Source organism: Streptococcus oralis (genome assembly GCF_015561235.1).
In the GTDB taxonomy this organism is placed as follows: Bacteria; Bacillota; Bacilli; order Lactobacillales; family Streptococcaceae; genus Streptococcus; species Streptococcus oralis_BK.
Map to the genome: position 1 here is coordinate 1 of NZ_JADMTC010000006.1, position 16,724 is coordinate 16,724.

Sequence of the window (16,724 nt, forward strand, 5' to 3'; positions counted from 1 at the left end):
AGGGGAACAGCCCAGACAACGGCATGATGGAGTCGTTCTTTGGTATTTTGAAATCGGAAATGTTTTATGGCTATGAGGAGTCGTTTCAGTCGCTTAAGCAATTGGAACAAGCCATTGTAGACTATATTGATTATTACAACAACAAACGAATTAAGGTAAAACTAAAAGGACTTAGTCCTGTGCAGTACAGAACTAAATCCTTTCAATAATTATTTGTCCAACTTTTTGGGGCCAGTACAATCCGTTGCTTTTTTTGGAGATAAGGGACTATTGTCCCAGGTTCAGGTTGTAACTTTTTATCAACCCACTACAGTTGACAAAGAGCCTAAATTTATTTTTCTTCACTCATCTTTGATTTTACTTCATCATAAGATAGGGCGTGAGATTCCTCTTCTACAGTCTCAGGCATTTTTCCTGTTTCATAAAGAGATTTAATCTGTGTACTATCCAATGTTTCATATTTCAACAATGCTTCTGCAATCAATTTGTGTGTCTCACGATTTGATTGGATAATTTCAGCTGCTTTATTTCGTGCTTCATTTAATAATAAACGTACTTCCTCATCAATCTCATAGGCTGTTTGTTCTGAAATTGATTTTTGAGGACTTTGTGCACCAAACATAGCATGATTTCCTTCGTATTGAACTGGTCCTAGTTTTTCACTCATACCATATTCAGTGACCATTGCACGCGCCATCTGAGTAGCTTGTTCAAAGTCATTTGAGGCCCCTGTAGTTTGAACATTAAAGATAATCTCTTCAGCTACACGACCACCCATCAAACCTGCCAATTGCTCTTTCATATCTTCTTTAGACAGAAGCATTTGATCCTCTTTAGGAAGTGCAATCATGTAACCACCTGCACGTCCACGTGGTACAATGGTAACTTTATGAACAACACGGGCATTTGACAAGACTAAACCAACAATGGTATGCCCAGCCTCATGATAAGCAACCAATTCACGTTCTCTTTGTGATACTGTTTTATCCTTCTTAGATGGTCCAGCAATCACTCTGTCCTCTGCCTCATCAATATCTGAAGCATCAATAACTGACTTGTTGCGACGGGCTGCAACCAAGGCTGCCTCGTTTAGAACATTTTCTAAGTCAGCTCCCACAAAGCCTGGGGTTTGTTGGGCAACTAGTTTCAAATCAACATCGCCTGCCAGAGGTTTATTTTTAGCGTGAACTTTCAAGATTGCTTCACGACCTTTAACATCAGGGCGACCAACCAAGACTTTTCTATCGAAACGTCCTGGGCGGAGAAGAGCTGGATCTAGAACATCTGAACGGTTAGTTGCAGCGATAACGATGATTCCTTCATTTCCCTCAAAACCATCCATCTCAATCAGGAGTTGGTTCAAAGTTTGCTCACGTTCATCATTTCCTCCACCGAGGCCGACACCACGTTGGCGACCAACAGCATCAATTTCATCGATAAAGATGATAGCTGGCGCTGCTTTTTTTGCATCCTCAAAAAGAGAACGAACACGACTTGCACCAACTCCGACAAACATTTCTACAAAGTCAGATCCTGAGATACTAAAGAACGGAACCCCTGCTTCTCCAGCAACTGCCTTAGCAAGTAAGGTCTTACCTGTTCCCGGAGGTCCTTCCAAAAGAACACCCGCAGGAATACGCGCACCAAGTTTTGTAAATCGTTTTGGGTCTTTTAGGAATTCAACAACTTCGACTAATTCTTGTTTTTCTTCCTCAGCACCTGCAACATCTGAGAAACGTACCTTGATATCTTCTTTATTAGCAGCTTTAGCCTTGCTACGTCCAAAACTCATTGGATTTCTACTATTATTTCCTCCCATATTTCCCATCATAGAGAATAGGAAGAAGAAAAGAATAGCAAATGGAACAACGGACACAAGGATATTGATCCACATACCACTTGAACTCTCATGTTTGACTGTAACTTCAGCCTGATGTTCAGAAGCAAGTTTTTGCAATTCTGAAACTGTTGAATCAGACGGAAGAATAATACTTGAGAATCTTTCTACTGTTGTAGCTGTAGGAGTAAAAAATTGAATTCCTGTTTCCTCTTTACTAGTCTTAGGATTTTTATAAACACCAGACACTTCAATGATGCTACCATTTGGCTGATAGGTTAATTCTTTTACATTGTCTGCTGTAATTTCTTTTACCAATTCTGTATAGTTAATTTTTTCACTTCGTCCAGCAGTATTTCCAGAGTAAAAATACTGGAATCCTGTCACTAGGAAGAAGATAATTAACAAGTAGAGAAATGGATTTCTAACTAAACCATTATTTTGTTTTTTCATTAAAGATAGATCTTTCTAATTTGAATAAACTTCTTCTTTCAATACTCCGACATAAGGAAGGTTACGATAATTTTCTTTATAATCCAGACCATAACCTACCACAAACTCATTTGGAATAGTAAAACAAGTATAATCCGCTTCAATTTCAACAACACGTCCCTCTGGTTTGTCCAATAAAGTCGCGATTTTAACAGAAGCTGCTTCTCTTGCAATAAACATATCTCGCAAATTTTTCAAAGTTTGACCTGTATCGATGATATCCTCTACAAATAAAACATGTCTTCCTTTGATATCTTGAGTCACGTCTTGCTTGATATTGATGACACCACTACTTGCTGTTCCACCATGGTAACTAGATACCATCATGAAGTCCATCTCAATATGCGTATCAATATGTTTGACCAATTCAGCCATAAAAGGAATTGATCCTTTTAGAATTCCAATAAGAATTGGATTTTTCCCCTCATATTCTTTTGTTAATTGTGCACCTAGCTTTTTAGCTGCTTCTGTAATTTCATCATGTGAAATGAGGATTTTTTTAATATCGTGTTCTAACATCTTTTTACCTATCTATTTTTTCTATATAAATTACAGTGTTCATTATATCATTTTTCGTGTTTTTACTCAAATCACTGGTCGCAATTCCTAAAATTGAGACAATTTCTCCAAATTGCTCAATAATAGGGGTTGTTTTTCGTTTTTCAATAGGGATTTTCAAATCTATAAATAGACGTCTCAGTTTCTTTCGATGACCATTCAGGACAAGAACATCGCCAGGTTTTCGACACCTAATATGTACCGGTGTTTCCCGTGAAACCATTACTTTTTGAACAGAATCCCCTTCAACAGGGATACCAAAAGAAACTAAATAACCCATATATCGAACTTGATTTTGATAGTGTAACACAAGTTCATCTTCCTTTTCATCGGCCTGAGGACTGATTTTACAAATTTGAAACTGTTGATACTCTTTTATCAGTTCGTAACCATTTTTAAGAGAGTGACGATACTGGCTTTTCGTTGCTAAAATCTGTCTAACTTCGGCAAACTGAGCCTTTGTCAGATTTAAGTCTGGAAATTGATTAAGATAATTCTGGAGCAAGATTCCTTGAGTTTGTTGAGAGTATGAAAATAGCTCATTCAAATCTTCCACATCAATTTGTTTCGAAAGCTCCGTTATTGTTACTTGGTAATCTGAAATTTCCCTTCCTAAATCTAAAAGAGCGGATTTAAGACGAGGGTTTTCTTTTTCAAGTTCTGGTAAATACCTATTTCGAATGCGATTGCGAAAATAGGTATTTTCCTGATTTGTTTGATCTTCGAAATGAAAAATTGGTGAAAAATCCTTTTTATGAAAAGGCAATAAGGGACGGATGATTTCAATATCATCAACTACTTGACTTTCTTTTATTCCTGTTAAATGACGTAGCCGACTTCCTCGAATCAAGCGCATCAAAATCGTTTCAACCTGATCATCTGCATGGTGGGCAGTGGCCAAGGCAGTTGCTCCAACCTCTTTCATGATTTTCCTAAAAAAATCATAACGAAACTCTCGAGCACACGCTTCTGAAAAGTCTCCTGAAAAGCTTGTGATATAAATAGGAAGTTCAGCTGCATCAGCTAACTTCCTTAGTTCATTTTCCTCCCAGTCAGACTCACTTCTCTGCTTGTGATTGACATGTGCTAAAATCAACTCAATTTCCAACTCTTTTTGGTAAGTAGACAATAGATGGTATAAAAACATCGAATCTAGTCCACCAGACAGAGCCAACACAACTTTAGAATGTTTTTTGAAATACTCTTTTCGGAGAAAATGATTTAAAAAATCCTGGTCCCTCATTTTAGAACCTCATAGACATCCTTAGCTATCTTAGCAATAGTGTCATAATCAGAATTTTTGGTGAAAATGGAAAGAACGAAAGGAGAATCCGTATAGACAATGGCAGTGTCATGTTTAAACTCGTCGGCATCTCCAATTTTATGAGCTACCTTAACCGAAACACCTTTTGCGATTCGTTGGTTGTCAAAATCAGTCTTACCTAGAGACTCTAGGACAAAACCATTCTGATTATAAATAGCTTCCATAAGTTTTCCCGCCATTTTTGAAGAAGTCAATTTGTCATTCACATCCCAATCTTCACCCATAATAGCTGACATTTTTTCTTTAAAAACCCCGTCTGATTGATTGGTTACGTAATAACCTAAAATATTATGAGCAACATTATCAGACTCTTTTGTCACCTTGGTAATTAACTGTTGGAGACTGTAATCTTTGTTGTCTTCTTTTTTAGGTAAACTACCACTACCTTCTGGTTTATAGGAACCAGGGAAACTATTTACTTCTGGGATATACTTGAAGCTACTGTCTAGCGTATATTCCCCTTGATTTATCTTATCTTGAGCATAATAAAGGTAGGCTAGTTTCAATATGCTAGCTGCATAGAGTTTGCTGTCTTCATTCACCCCAGCCTCTTTACCCGTAGTCAGTTGTTTAACATAAATAGAATAATTTTCGTTCTGATAGTTGCTTGATAAAACTTCTTGAACCTTCTGGATACGATTGTCCTCTTCTGAGACGAAATTTTTTGATACCCAACCAACTTGATCAATATGAAGAAATTCTTGTCCCTCAGCAAAGAGGGTTCTATCCACCGTTACAAGTTGATAGGGAGAGAGAGATGAAGAAATTTCTTTCGCATCATAGGGGCTGTTATAGATAACAAACTCTGGCTCTAACCATGCTTGTTTATTTTGAGTTTGAACTTGACTTTGGTCATAGACTAAACGCTTATCTGCAACGATAAACTGATGATTGTCTAATTTAAAAACAGGAACGCCTTGTCTATTTAAACGCCATTCTACTATTTTAAAGGAAGTTTCAGGAGTTAATTTACCAGATTCCTTGACAAGGTCCTCATTAGCATAGACAGTTGTTTCTCCATATACCATTGGGGTTTTCAAAGTTTCTTTATAGTAGAATCCATAGTCAGACTCGGTTAGATAATAAATTTCTTGCGAAGAGTAAGGAAGCTGTTTTTCTGTGCTAACTACTCTTGAGGTTATGATAAAAGCAGGTAGCAATAAAACTACTAAGAACTTACGCATTCTTCTCTTCCCTTTCTTCTTGTAATCGTAATAAATGGTTTTTAGCTGCCAATTCCTCTAATTTTTCATCTGATAAACTTAAAAATTGCTCAACAACTTCCAATAAATTTTCCATGACATTACCTCGGAAGCAAATCAGGAATTGTGTAAATTGCTTCTCGTTTCTTTGAGTAATAGTACTTGGCGCGTGCATATTTTGCTACATAGTCTTCATCTTTCAACTTTGCAGCAAAAGCGGATTCCTTGTCCTTTTCATCACTGAGAGTTTGATACTGCTCTTTCAACTCTGTCAATTGCTGACGACGTTGCAGTAACTGATCATAGCTTTGAGCCAAGTTATAAGTTGGTAAAATAAACAACAAGATCATCAAAATAAGGACCCAACCCATAAAACGATTCCTCTTTTGTCTCTCCTTCATCAGATAACGACGACGTTGATGTTCATTTTGAATAAAAGAATTATTCATCTGTACAATATTTTTAGACATTTTCTTCTACCCGTGTTTCACTGAGAATTTCATACATGCCTGCTGCATCTTCTTTTTTTGTACTATCTTTCATTTCTAGTACTTTAACAAGCAACAACTTATTTCCAAAGCGAATTTCAACTTGGTCATCAACTTTCAAATCCGTTGAACTTTTGGCCAAGATTCCGTTCACCTTGATTCTACCTTTATCTGCTACTTCTTTTGCGACTGTGCGGCGCTTAATAATTCGTGATACTTTTAAATACTTGTCTAATCTCATTTTTATTACCTCAAATTATTATTGTACCATTTTTATCCTTTTTATAGAAGAAAAATGTTAAATGGGATTTGCTTCCTTTGATTCTTTTATCTCTAATAAACTTTCTCCAAAAATCAGCAAACCTTCTAAAATTTCATAATCCTTCTTGTTTCGGACATCAAATACAACTTCCATTAATCCCTTATTCTCAGCTATGGCTGCTTTTAAGTTCGTTGCGGATAAGGCTTTAAAATAATCTTGAGCCAAGAATAGTCGTTGAGTGACTTTTTCAAATTGAACTGTAATCTTATTTTCTTTTCTTTCCACACGTTCTACAAATACCTTGTCAAAATATGACTTGACCAAACCAATCTCTAAAAGATAGGCCACTACGTCTGGGTATTCTCCAAAGCGGTCCATCAACTCTTCTTGTAGTTCTTCATAGTTGACACGATTGTCAATTTGACGAATTTTCTTGTAAATTTCAATCTTATGTCGTTGGTCAGAAATATAAGTATCAGGAAGATAAGCATCAATTTGTAAAATCAACTCAGCATTTCCTTTGATTCTTTTATTCCCATTACCGTTCCGTTTAGCAATAGCTTCCTCTAATAACTGTGAATACAATTCAAAACCAACAGAATCAATAAAACCAGACTGCGATTTTCCTAGGAGATTTCCTGCTCCACGAATCGAAAGATCTCGCATAGCAATCTTAAATCCTGAGCCTAATTCTGTAAATCCCTTAATCGCTTCTAATCTCTTTTCAGAGACTTCACTGATTGATTTTTCTGGACGATACATGAGATAGGCATAAGCAATACGATTACTACGACCGACTCTTCCTCTTAATTGATACAAGGTTGACAAACCCATATGGTCTGCATTTTCAATAAATAAGGTATTGGCATTTGGAATATCTACCCCTGTCTCAATAATAGTAGTCGTCACCAAAATATCATACTGACCTTCAATGAAATCAAGTAGAGTATTTTCCAACTGAATTTCACTCATTTGTCCATGAACATACCCAATCGAAGCCTCTGGAATCAACTCCTGTAATTCCGAAACCTTCTGGTCAATCGTGTCAACCTTATTGTAAAGATAGTAAATTTGACCTCCACGCTCCATTTCGCGCAAGACAGCATCACGAATCACACTATCATTCTTTTCCAAAACATAGGTTTGAACAGGATAGCGATTGGTTGGAGGAGTTTCAATAACAGACAAATCTCTGATTCCTAGCATAGACATATGAAGAGTACGAGGGATTGGCGTTGCTGTCAAGGTTAGAACATCTACTTGTTTTTTCAGTTCTTTCAAAGTTTCCTTATGCTTAACACCAAATCGTTGTTCCTCATCAATAATCATCAAGCCCAAATCAGAAAATACAACATCTTTTGACAAAACACGATGCGTTCCAATCAAAATATCAACTTGACCATTCTTTAATTTTTCAAGTGTCTCTGCCTGCTCTTTTTTACTTCTAAAGCGACTCAACACATCAATATTAACAGCAAAATTTTGGAATCTTTCCTTAAAATTCGTATAGTGTTGTTGTGCTAACACCGTCGTCGGAACTAGAACAACAACCTGTTTGTGATCATTGACAGCCTTAAATGCTGCACGCATTGCAACTTCAGTCTTTCCAAAACCAACATCCCCAACTAAAAGTCGATCCATGGGATGAGAATCCTGCATATCTCTCTTGATTTCCTCAATACTACGAAGTTGATCATCCGTTTCAACATAAGGGAAGGCATCATCAAAAGCATGTTGATCTTCATCATCAGCTGAGAAAGCAAAACCCTTCAACTGACTACGCTCAGAATACAGTTTTATTAAATCGTCAGCTATATCCTCTACCTGGTTCTTAACTTTTTGCTTGGCCTTTTTGAAATGACCGTCATTTAATTTATTGAGTTTTGGAGGTTTCCCATCACTTGAAATATATTTAGACAGTAACTGAATCTGCTCTACTGGGATAGAGATTTGGTCACCATTTTGATACTGTACACTGACATAATCACGGTGAATGCCTTGGATTTCAATTGTTTCAATCCCTAGATATTGACCAATTCCATGGATATGATGAACAACGTAATCCCCTTTTTCAAGTTCATTATAATCTTTTAATCGCTCTGCATTTGAAGCATGTTGTCTTCTAAACCGACGTTTTAATTTCTTTTGAAAAATCTCATGTTCAGTAATCAAGAGAATTTTTTCATCTACAAAATGAAAACCATGTCTTAGATTACCCTCAATCAAGTTTACAGATTCTTTACAGATACTTGACTTATCTCTGGAATCCAATTTGATCTGATATTCCTCTAAAACATCCTCCAACGTCTTACTTCCCATTGAATTGCTAGACTGCAAAATAATAGTGTAGTCCATTTTTTTGTATCGCTCAATTTCTTCTTTTAAAAATGAAAATTGATTGAAAAACTCTTGCATGGGGTATTGATTAAATTGATAAATGTGATCAAACTTAAGATTTCCTAAGCCCTTTTGCAGATTAGAGAAAAAGGTAACTGGACTTTGCTTTTTATAGGTTTGCTCTGTATCTGCAAAATACTGCATCTCAGAAAATGATTTACCATTCTGTAAATCTTCTGTAAAGTATTGCGCTAATTCTCTTCCAAAGACTTCATAATGATTCATCAATTTTTGATAGTCATCAAAGAATACTGGTGTATCTTTTTCAATATAATCAAATACAGTCCATGTTTTATCGTAACATAAGGACAAAAACTTTCGACTATCTGAATGTACTTGTTTTTGATGAAAACTTGACAAAATCTCTTCTAGATAGGATTTCAAAATCGGCGATAGAGTTTTCGAAATTTGCTTTTCTAAAGCTGACTGACCTCGTTGATAATCCTTTTCTCTCAAAAGTATGTCGCTAGCTGGAAAGATAGTGAGGTTTGTCTGATTTTCTTTCGATAATTGTGTTTCAACTTCAAAAGTACGAATACCATCTACTTCATCACCAAAAAACTCGATTCGAAAAGGTTCTAACTGAGACATCTCAAAAATATCTAAAATATCTCCTCGAATACTAAACTCACCTTGGGTCTGTACTTGTGTAACTTTGCGATAGCCTATTTCCTTTAATTTGTGAAGAAGGTCATGTTGATCATATTCTTCACAAACTGCAATTTTTATAATACTTTCTTTAAATCTAGTCGGAGAGGGTAGAATCAATCGACTCGCTGCGATATTACAAACTAAAATCCCTTTCTTAGACGGATCACTCAAAAAACGCAAGGCCTCAACCCGCGAAATGATTTTTTCTTGCGAAGACATCAAAAACTCTACCATAGGAGAGTCATCAACCAAAAAAGGATAGACAAATTCCTCTCCTAAGAGAGAAAGAAGATCACTGATAATTCGTTCTGCTTCTCCATAAGTTGAAGTCAGTAACACAATCTTATTTTCTTTTTCTAGACTGCTTGCAATTGCAATAGCCTTGGTAGACGTTGATAAACCAAGTATTAGTTGTTTTTTCTTATTTATCAGATTTTGATGCCATTTTTTTATCTGGTCATTTTCTGAGAATAAATCTAATAAAGTCACCATTTAACCATTATACCTCTGCATTGTTTTCTCAAAGTTTTTCTCTTGTAAATAGTAGTTTACAGCATCGTCAACATTGTCAATAGACTGTAAAATACCCACATAGTCATCCTGATCAAACTTACTTAAAACATGATGAACAACTGACATTCCTTTTTTAGGTCTTCCAATACCTATTTTAACACGGTTAAATACTTGGGTTCCAATATGTTGAATAATAGACTTGATACCATTATGACCACCTGCTGAACCCTTTGCTCTTAAACGAATTTTCCCAACTTCCATGTCCAGATCGTCATAAATAACGAGTAAATCTTCAATATCCAAACCATAATAAGTCAATAAAGCATGAACCGCTTTTCCACTTTCATTCATAAATGTTGTTGGTTTAACGAGATAAATTTTTTCTCCATTAAAGAAAAAAGAAGCTAGGTCAGCTTGAAATATCTTGTCATGTGTAAAGGTGACATTTTGTTTTTTAGCTAGTTGGTCAATCAACATAAATCCAACGTTGTGCTTGGTTTCAAAATATTTATCCCCTGGATTTCCCAATCCTACAAGTAATTTGGTCATTTATTTTTCCTTTCAAAAGCCAAAAGGGTTGGAATTTTTTTCCAACCTAATTGACACTATTTATTAAATGTTATTAAACGTTAAAGCGGAATTCCATGATATCGCCATCTTGAACGATATATTCTTTTCCTTCTTCACGCAAGCGCCCAGCTTCTTTTACAGCCTTTTCAGATCCGTATTTCACTAGATCCTCATATGACATGGTGACTGCACGAATAAAACCTTTTTCAAAGTCTGAGTGGATAATACCAGCTGCTTGAGGAGCTTTCATCCCTCGCTTAAAGGTCCAAGCACGGACTTCTTTTTCACCAGCTGTGAAGTAAGTTCCGAGTCCAAGCAAGTGGTAAGCTGCACGAGTCAACTTATCAACACCTGATTCTGTCAAGCCAAGTGCTTCAAGAAACTCTTGTTTATCTTCATCATCTAACTCAGAAATTTCTTCTTCAGCACGCGCGGAAATAACTACTACCTCTGCATTTTCTGTCGCTGCAAATTCTCGAATTTGCTTCACATATTCGATAGAATCTGGATCTGAAACTACATCCTCATCCACATTAGCAACATAAAGAACTGGTTTAGTGGTCAAAAGGAAGAGACCTTTGACAACTTTTTGTTCTTCATCTGTAAATTCGATGGTGCGAGCTGATTTTCCATCCTCAAGGACTGGTTTAATCTTTTGAAGAACATTAAATTCTGCTACTGATTCTTTATCTTTTTGCGTACGTGCCATCTTTTCTACACGCGCATAGCGTTTATTAACTGATTCTAAGTCAGCAAGAATCAATTCTAGGTTAATGGTATCAATATCTGCAAGTGGATCCACAAAGGCGTCTTCACGTCCTTGCTCGCGCATCACATTTTCATCATCAAAAGCACGAACTACGTGAACAATCGCGTCTACTTCACGGATATTGGCCAAGAATTTATTACCTAGACCTTCTCCTTTTGAAGCTCCTTTTACAATCCCTGCAATATCTGTAAACTCAAAGGTTGTTGGAACTGTCTTTTTAGGAGTAATCATTTCCGTTAGTTTTTGTAGGCGTTCATCTGGAACTTCCACCATCCCAACGTTTGGATCAATAGTCGCAAATGGGTAGTTTGCCGCCTCTGCTCCTGCTTTTGTAATTGCATTAAAAAGGGTTGATTTACCAACGTTTGGCAAACCAACGATACCTGCTGTTAAAGCCATAGTTTCTCATTCTCCGTTCTCATTTCAATCCCTAACATTATAACACAAAAAGGGAAAACTTGCTAACCCTCTAACTAAGGGTTCTTAGTCAATAATCTTATTCATTTTTCGTTCAAAATCATAGCGACTCATCATGACAAGGTGGTCACAATTGCTACACTTTATTTTGATATCTGCCCCTACACGTGTAATTTCCCAACGATTAGCCTTTTTGCCTGTTGACTTGATGGTACAAGCGTGTGGTTTTTTCATCTCAACAAAATTTCCAACTTGATACATACTACTCTCCTTTTCTTTTTTGATTATATCATAAAAGAGGCGAGCCAGGCTCAACCTCTTTCACTTAATTTGTTCGAACTGGTGTGATAAGCTGCATGAAATCTTCGTCAGTATCTGCTGGCACAAGAGTAAATGGACGAACTGATGAGATAAAGCTAATAGTCACCTTTTCGCTATTTAAAGCCTTGAGGGAATCAATCAAGTAAGTTGGGTTAAAACTAATAGTTAAATCATCCCCGGTCACCTGCTCCGTATCGATTTCTTCGTTTACTTTACCAACCTCTGGAGAGTGAACATGGGCGCTAACAACTCCACCTTTAATTTCAAGCTTCACAGTACCATTTTGAGTCGCACTTGATAAGAGACGTGCACGCTCCATAGATTGACGCAAATTAACCACATCAAAAGTAATTGTAGTGTTAAAGTCTGTTGGAATCAAGCGATCTGTATCAGGATAATTACCTTCTAGGAGACGAGTGTAGAAGCTAATATTTTCGCTTCTAAAGAGGATTTGATTATTTGCAAAGAAAATCTCTACAGTTTCAATATCATCTGTAAATACCGCTGAAAATTCGCGTAGAGAGCGGCTAGGAATCACCACATCGAAATCATCTCCATTTTTTTCAAGAGTCAATTTCTTCTGGCTAAGGCGGTGTGAGTCTGTCGCAACTGTTTTTAGTTCCTTGTGTTTGCTCAATACAAAATGAACACCTGTTAAGATGGGACGACTTTCTTGCGTACTTGCAGCAAATGCTGTTTCATTGATAATTTTCTTGAGTAGTTTTGTTTCAAGAACCAAAGGTGTGCTAGCTGAAATTTCTTGGATACGAGGATACTGTTCGCTATCTTTTCCTTTTAGGGTAATTTCTGATTTCCCACTGGTTAAGACAATTTGTTTTTGTTCAATCTCTTTGAAATCTAGCGTTACATCTGGAAGACTAGATACAACATTGATAAAGAAAGAAGCTTCAAGAAGAATCGAACCCAAAGAAGTGATCAAGAGACCAGCATCCTCATTCTTTTGAGAAATGAAATTTTCAATAGAAATTTGACCGTTTGAGCCAATTAAAGTAATCCCTTCATTGGTAACGTCAATTTTGATTGTTGATAAAATTGGAATAGCATTTTTAGAGCTTATTGCTCGTTTTGTGGTATTTAAGGCTTGTAGAAATAAATTTTTATTAATTGAAAAATGAATCATGGATTCTCCTTTATTTATTTTTAGTATTAAAAAGTTAATAGTAATAATAGAGTGTGTGAATTCTGTGGAAAACTGAGTGCTATTTAGTAAACTTAAGCTTCTAAGCTTGTTTAAAAAATGTGGATAAAAAAGATAAGAAAGGAAAACTTATCCACAAGCTACTTAATTTTCTTTTTGATTGCTTCTATTTCTAAACGTAAATTATCGTCTTCGTCAATCAATGATTTGATTTTAGCATGGGCATGAATAACGGTGGTGTGATCCTTTCCGCCAAATTCTTTTCCGATTTTTGGAAGACTGTTATCTGTCAGTTCTCTAGCTAGATACATAGCAACCTGACGTGCCAAAACGATGTTCTGAACTCGTCTCGTCCCCTTCATTTCTTTGACACTCACTCCATAAAAATTACCAACTTCAGTTTGGATTTTCTCAATTGGAATAACAAGTATCTGGCGGGCGTCTTGCTTACGTGCTCTAATAGCTTCCGCAGCAATATCAATAGTAATATCCTTAATCTTCTTCACTCTGGCAATTAAAGTGATATCGTTGATTGCTCCTTCCAATTCTCGAACATTTGAATCAAATTGGCCAGCCAAGTATTCCAGAGTATCACTTTGGAAATGGTAATCCAAGTGCTCTGTTTTACTTTGAAGAATGGCGATACGTGTCTCAAAGTCAGGAGGGGTGATATTTTGCGTCAATCCCCAGCTAAAGCGTGTAACAAGTCTTTCCTCAAGGCCTTCTAGGTGTTTAGGACTTCGATCACTGGTTAGGACAATCTGTTTCTGCTTATCATGAAGAGCATTGAAGGTATTGAAAAATTCTTCCTGGGTCGCAACTTTTTTGCCACTGAGAGATTGGATATCATCGATTAACAAGAGATCAAGACTACGGTAAGTCTTTTTGAACTTTTCCATTTCCCCAAGTCGCAAGTGTTCAAGAAAGTCATTGATAAAGCTTTCGGCAGGAATGTACTTGACACGCGCATCAGGAATATTTTTCAAAATCTCATTTCCAATCGCATTGAGTAAGTGAGTCTTTCCAAGACCAGGTCCTCCATAGATGAAAAGAGGATTATATGTCAGAGCTAAATCTTCAGATACCGCTAGTGCAGCAGATACCGCCCAAACATTCCCATCACCTTGAATAAAGTTATCAAAGGTATATTTTTCTTTTAACCCTGTTTCAGAATAGGGAATCGTTGGTAGTGCAGGTGTATAATCGTAAGTAGAGACACTATTCGTATCATTTACTTGAGGAGATTCTGTGCTCTGAGGTTTAGTGAAAATATAGTGAGGTTTGATTTCAGAATCATAAATTTCAAAACCAGCAGCAATGATAATATCTTTTAATTGCTTTTCCCACACCATTTCCATCTCTGATCTCGGTAGAAATATAGTAGCTGTGTTTTCTTCTACTTTGATGAGTTCAGCAGGTGTAGCATAGAAATCATACATAGATCGTGTCAATCTTTCTTGAGCAAATTCTAAAATACGATTCCAAAATTGCTTTTCTTTCAACTAGTTTTCCTCCTTTACTATGATTTTAGTAGTTTAGTGCTAGACTTATTTTACCATAGATAGTAGGATTTTTCCACAGATTGGGGAAAAGAATCCACAATGTTAGCAGTGTTTATCCACAGGTTGGGGATAAATAGAAAAATCCTTGATTTAGTAGGCTTTTTGATAAAAAAATTGGTGGATAAATTTGTGGGTTGAGAAAATAAAAGAACAGCCTTATTTCAGGCTGTTAATAATTCTATCGTATTCTTCTTGACTTGAAAAGGAGATAATAATCTTTCCGGTATCTTTTTTTGAAAGTTTAATTTCTACACTTAAACCGAGTAGTTTTTTTAATTTATCTTCTTCGTCTTTGATGAAAGAATCACTTTTTTTTTGCTTCTTGTGTTTTTTCTCTGTAAGAAGTGCTTCTAGCTTTCTCACAGAGATGTCTTCATTTTTAATTAGTTGAAAGAAATAGTCTTGCTGCTCTTTGTCCAAACCAACTAGTGAACGTGCATGCGCTTGAGAAATTTTTCCATTTTCTACTTCAGTTAAGATATATTCTGGTAGGGAAAGTAAACGAATAAAATTAGTGATATAAGGACGAGATTTCCCCATTTTATCCGCTATCTCAGTGTGAGTAAATCCTTTTTCTACTAAAGATTCGTAGGCGCGTGCTTCTTCAATAGGATTTAAATTTTCTCTCTGCAAATTCTCAATGATAGATTGGATCATCATTTCCTGATCTGAGAGGTGCTTTACAACGGCTGGAATAGAAGTAAGACCAGCTAAGAGAGAAGCCCGATATCGTCTCTCTCCTGCAAGGATTTCATAACCAATTACAGGAGATTGACGAACGATGATTGGTTGGATGAGCCCATTTTCTTTGATTGACTGAGCTAATTCCTTTATTTTATCTGCATCAAATTCTTTCCGAGGTTGGTAAGGATTCTTTTGTATTTCAGAGATAGAAATCATTTCAAATTTTTCCATGATTCTACACTAACATATCTTTTACTTTCTGTAAAGTTTTCTTTACACTGATGTCAATTAAGACTCTAAATCACTAGAATTCTTATCTAGTTTAATTGAGGTTGTTTCCTCCTTACCATTACGGTAGTAGGTTACTTTGATAGTATCTCCAATAGCATGATTGTAAAGAGCGTGTTGTAGGTCTGTTGATGAAGCAATCTCTTTATCGTCAACTTTGGTAATGACATCGTATTTTTGAAGATGTCCATTTGCTGGCATATTGTTTTGAACAGATCGAACAACTACACCTGAAGTGAGGCCACTTGGAATGTTAAGTTTTCTAAGATCACTAGCTCCAACATTTGACAGATTAACCATTTGAATTCCAAGAGCTGGACGAGTCACTTTACCATTACTTTCAAGCTGTTTAATGATATTTTGTGCATCGTTTGAAGGAATTGCAAAACCAAGACCTTCTACAGATGTTCCACCATTACTTGCAATTTTACTTGATGTAATCCCAATTACTTGTCCTTGAATGTTTACAAGTGGACCACCAGAGTTACCAGGGTTAATGGCTGTATCTGTTTGAATGGCTTTTGTTGAAATAGCTTGACCATCTTCAGATTTTAGAGAAACATTTCGATTAAGACTTGAAATAATCCCCTGTGTAACTGTATTAGCATATTCTGAACCTAAAGGACTACCAATAGCAATCGCTGTTTCTCCAACACTAAGTTGACTTGAATCTCCAAATTCTGCGACTGTTGTAACTTTTTCGGAAGAAATTTTAACGACAGCAATATCAGAGAAGGTATCAGATCCGACAATTTCACCAGGAACCTTAGTACCATCTGCTAAGCGGATATCAACTTTTGAAGCTCCATTGATAACGTGAGTATTAGTTACAAGATAGGCATCTTTATCATCCTTTTTATAGATAACACCTGATCCCTCACTTGCGATTTGTTGATTGTCTGAATCAGAATTAGTTTCGTCAGCATTAAATACACTACTTTGTCTACTGCTAGAAGAAGAATAAGTAATGATTGAGACAACAGCATCCTTAACTTTATTTACTGCTTGAGTGGTTGAATTTTCATTCTTATAGGATGTTTGAGTGACAGTGCCAGAATTATTATTTGTAGCTTGATTTCCTTGTTTTTGATAAAGTTGTAATGTTACGAAACTTCCTAAGGCACCACTTAAAAATCCGATTAGAATGATTATTAGAACTTTAACTCCTTTTTTGTAAAATTTTTGTAAGTGTTTCATAAACGCCTCCGTTTGTTATTTATTTACTCAGAT

At 36.2% G+C, this 16,724-nt stretch carries 16 protein-coding genes; 1 reads left to right on the forward strand and 15 read right to left on the reverse strand.

The genetic code is table 11. From position 1 onward, the window contains the following. On the forward strand, window positions 1–209 hold a 209-nt coding region (locus I2H52_RS09395), incomplete at its 5' end, for an IS3 family transposase (protein WP_195595096.1). Window positions 210–331: 122 nt separating this feature from the next. Here the strand turns inward: I2H52_RS09395 and ftsH are convergent. The 15 genes from ftsH to I2H52_RS09465 form a co-directional block, all read right to left on the reverse strand. Further along, window positions 332–2,290 (reverse strand): ATP-dependent zinc metalloprotease FtsH, encoded by a 1,959-nt coding sequence (gene ftsH, locus I2H52_RS09400; protein WP_195595098.1) that lies wholly within the window; start codon window positions 2,288–2,290, stop codon window positions 332–334. A gap of 15 nt (window positions 2,291–2,305) precedes the next feature. Next, window positions 2,306–2,848: a hypoxanthine phosphoribosyltransferase gene (gene hpt / locus I2H52_RS09405; protein WP_195595100.1), complete on the reverse strand. Its 543-nt coding sequence runs from the start codon at window positions 2,846–2,848 to the stop codon at window positions 2,306–2,308. A gap of 4 nt (window positions 2,849–2,852) precedes the next feature. Then, window positions 2,853–4,130 carry a tRNA lysidine(34) synthetase TilS gene (gene tilS / locus I2H52_RS09410; protein ID WP_195595103.1) on the reverse strand — a complete coding sequence of 426 codons (1,278 nt, stop codon included), beginning with the start codon at window positions 4,128–4,130 and terminating at the stop codon, window positions 2,853–2,855. After that, the gene (locus I2H52_RS09415) at window positions 4,127–5,395 is read right to left on the reverse strand and encodes a serine hydrolase (protein WP_195595105.1); all 1,269 of its coding nucleotides are present in this window, start codon (window positions 5,393–5,395) and stop codon (window positions 4,127–4,129) included. Before I2H52_RS09415 ends, tilS begins: the two co-directional genes overlap by 4 nt. Next, on the reverse strand, window positions 5,388–5,510 hold the full coding sequence (locus I2H52_RS09815; RefSeq protein ID WP_000429343.1) for an SP_0009 family protein: 123 nt from the start codon (window positions 5,508–5,510) through the stop codon (window positions 5,388–5,390). The genes I2H52_RS09415 and I2H52_RS09815 overlap by 8 nt, the downstream gene beginning before the upstream one ends. 4 nt (window positions 5,511–5,514) lie before the next feature. Then, window positions 5,515–5,883, reverse strand: a complete 369-nt coding sequence (locus tag I2H52_RS09420) for a septum formation initiator family protein (protein WP_000041922.1) — start codon at window positions 5,881–5,883, stop codon at window positions 5,515–5,517. Continuing rightward, window positions 5,876–6,142 (reverse strand): RNA-binding S4 domain-containing protein, encoded by a 267-nt coding sequence (locus tag I2H52_RS09425; protein WP_001234975.1) that lies wholly within the window; start codon window positions 6,140–6,142, stop codon window positions 5,876–5,878. Before I2H52_RS09425 ends, I2H52_RS09420 begins: the two co-directional genes overlap by 8 nt. 57 nt (window positions 6,143–6,199) lie before the next feature. Beyond that, on the reverse strand, window positions 6,200–9,703 hold the full coding sequence (gene mfd, locus I2H52_RS09430) for a transcription-repair coupling factor (protein ID WP_042903088.1): 3,504 nt from the start codon (window positions 9,701–9,703) through the stop codon (window positions 6,200–6,202). Further along, complete coding sequence (pth, locus tag I2H52_RS09435) at window positions 9,704–10,273, reverse strand: aminoacyl-tRNA hydrolase (RefSeq protein ID WP_000163922.1); 570 nt, start codon at window positions 10,271–10,273, stop codon at window positions 9,704–9,706. 73 nt (window positions 10,274–10,346) lie between these two features. Further along, window positions 10,347–11,462 carry a redox-regulated ATPase YchF gene (gene ychF / locus I2H52_RS09440; RefSeq protein ID WP_001218702.1) on the reverse strand — a complete coding sequence of 372 codons (1,116 nt, stop codon included), beginning with the start codon at window positions 11,460–11,462 and terminating at the stop codon, window positions 10,347–10,349. Between the two features lie 84 nt (window positions 11,463–11,546). Further along, window positions 11,547–11,741, reverse strand: coding sequence for a DUF951 domain-containing protein (locus I2H52_RS09445; RefSeq protein WP_000285184.1), 195 nt, complete (start codon window positions 11,739–11,741; stop codon window positions 11,547–11,549). A gap of 64 nt (window positions 11,742–11,805) precedes the next feature. Beyond that, the gene (dnaN, locus tag I2H52_RS09450; RefSeq protein ID WP_042903086.1) at window positions 11,806–12,942 is read right to left on the reverse strand and encodes a DNA polymerase III subunit beta; all 1,137 of its coding nucleotides are present in this window, start codon (window positions 12,940–12,942) and stop codon (window positions 11,806–11,808) included. 158 nt (window positions 12,943–13,100) lie between these two features. After that, on the reverse strand, window positions 13,101–14,462 hold the full coding sequence (gene dnaA, locus I2H52_RS09455) for a chromosomal replication initiator protein DnaA (RefSeq protein ID WP_000660625.1): 1,362 nt from the start codon (window positions 14,460–14,462) through the stop codon (window positions 13,101–13,103). 216 nt (window positions 14,463–14,678) lie between these two features. After that, complete coding sequence (locus tag I2H52_RS09460; RefSeq protein ID WP_084945029.1) at window positions 14,679–15,437, reverse strand: ParB/RepB/Spo0J family partition protein; 759 nt, start codon at window positions 15,435–15,437, stop codon at window positions 14,679–14,681. A 57-nt stretch (window positions 15,438–15,494) separates the two neighbouring features. Next, window positions 15,495–16,691 (reverse strand): S1C family serine protease, encoded by a 1,197-nt coding sequence (locus tag I2H52_RS09465; RefSeq protein ID WP_042903085.1) that lies wholly within the window; start codon window positions 16,689–16,691, stop codon window positions 15,495–15,497. Between the last annotated feature and the right edge of the window lie 33 nt (window positions 16,692–16,724).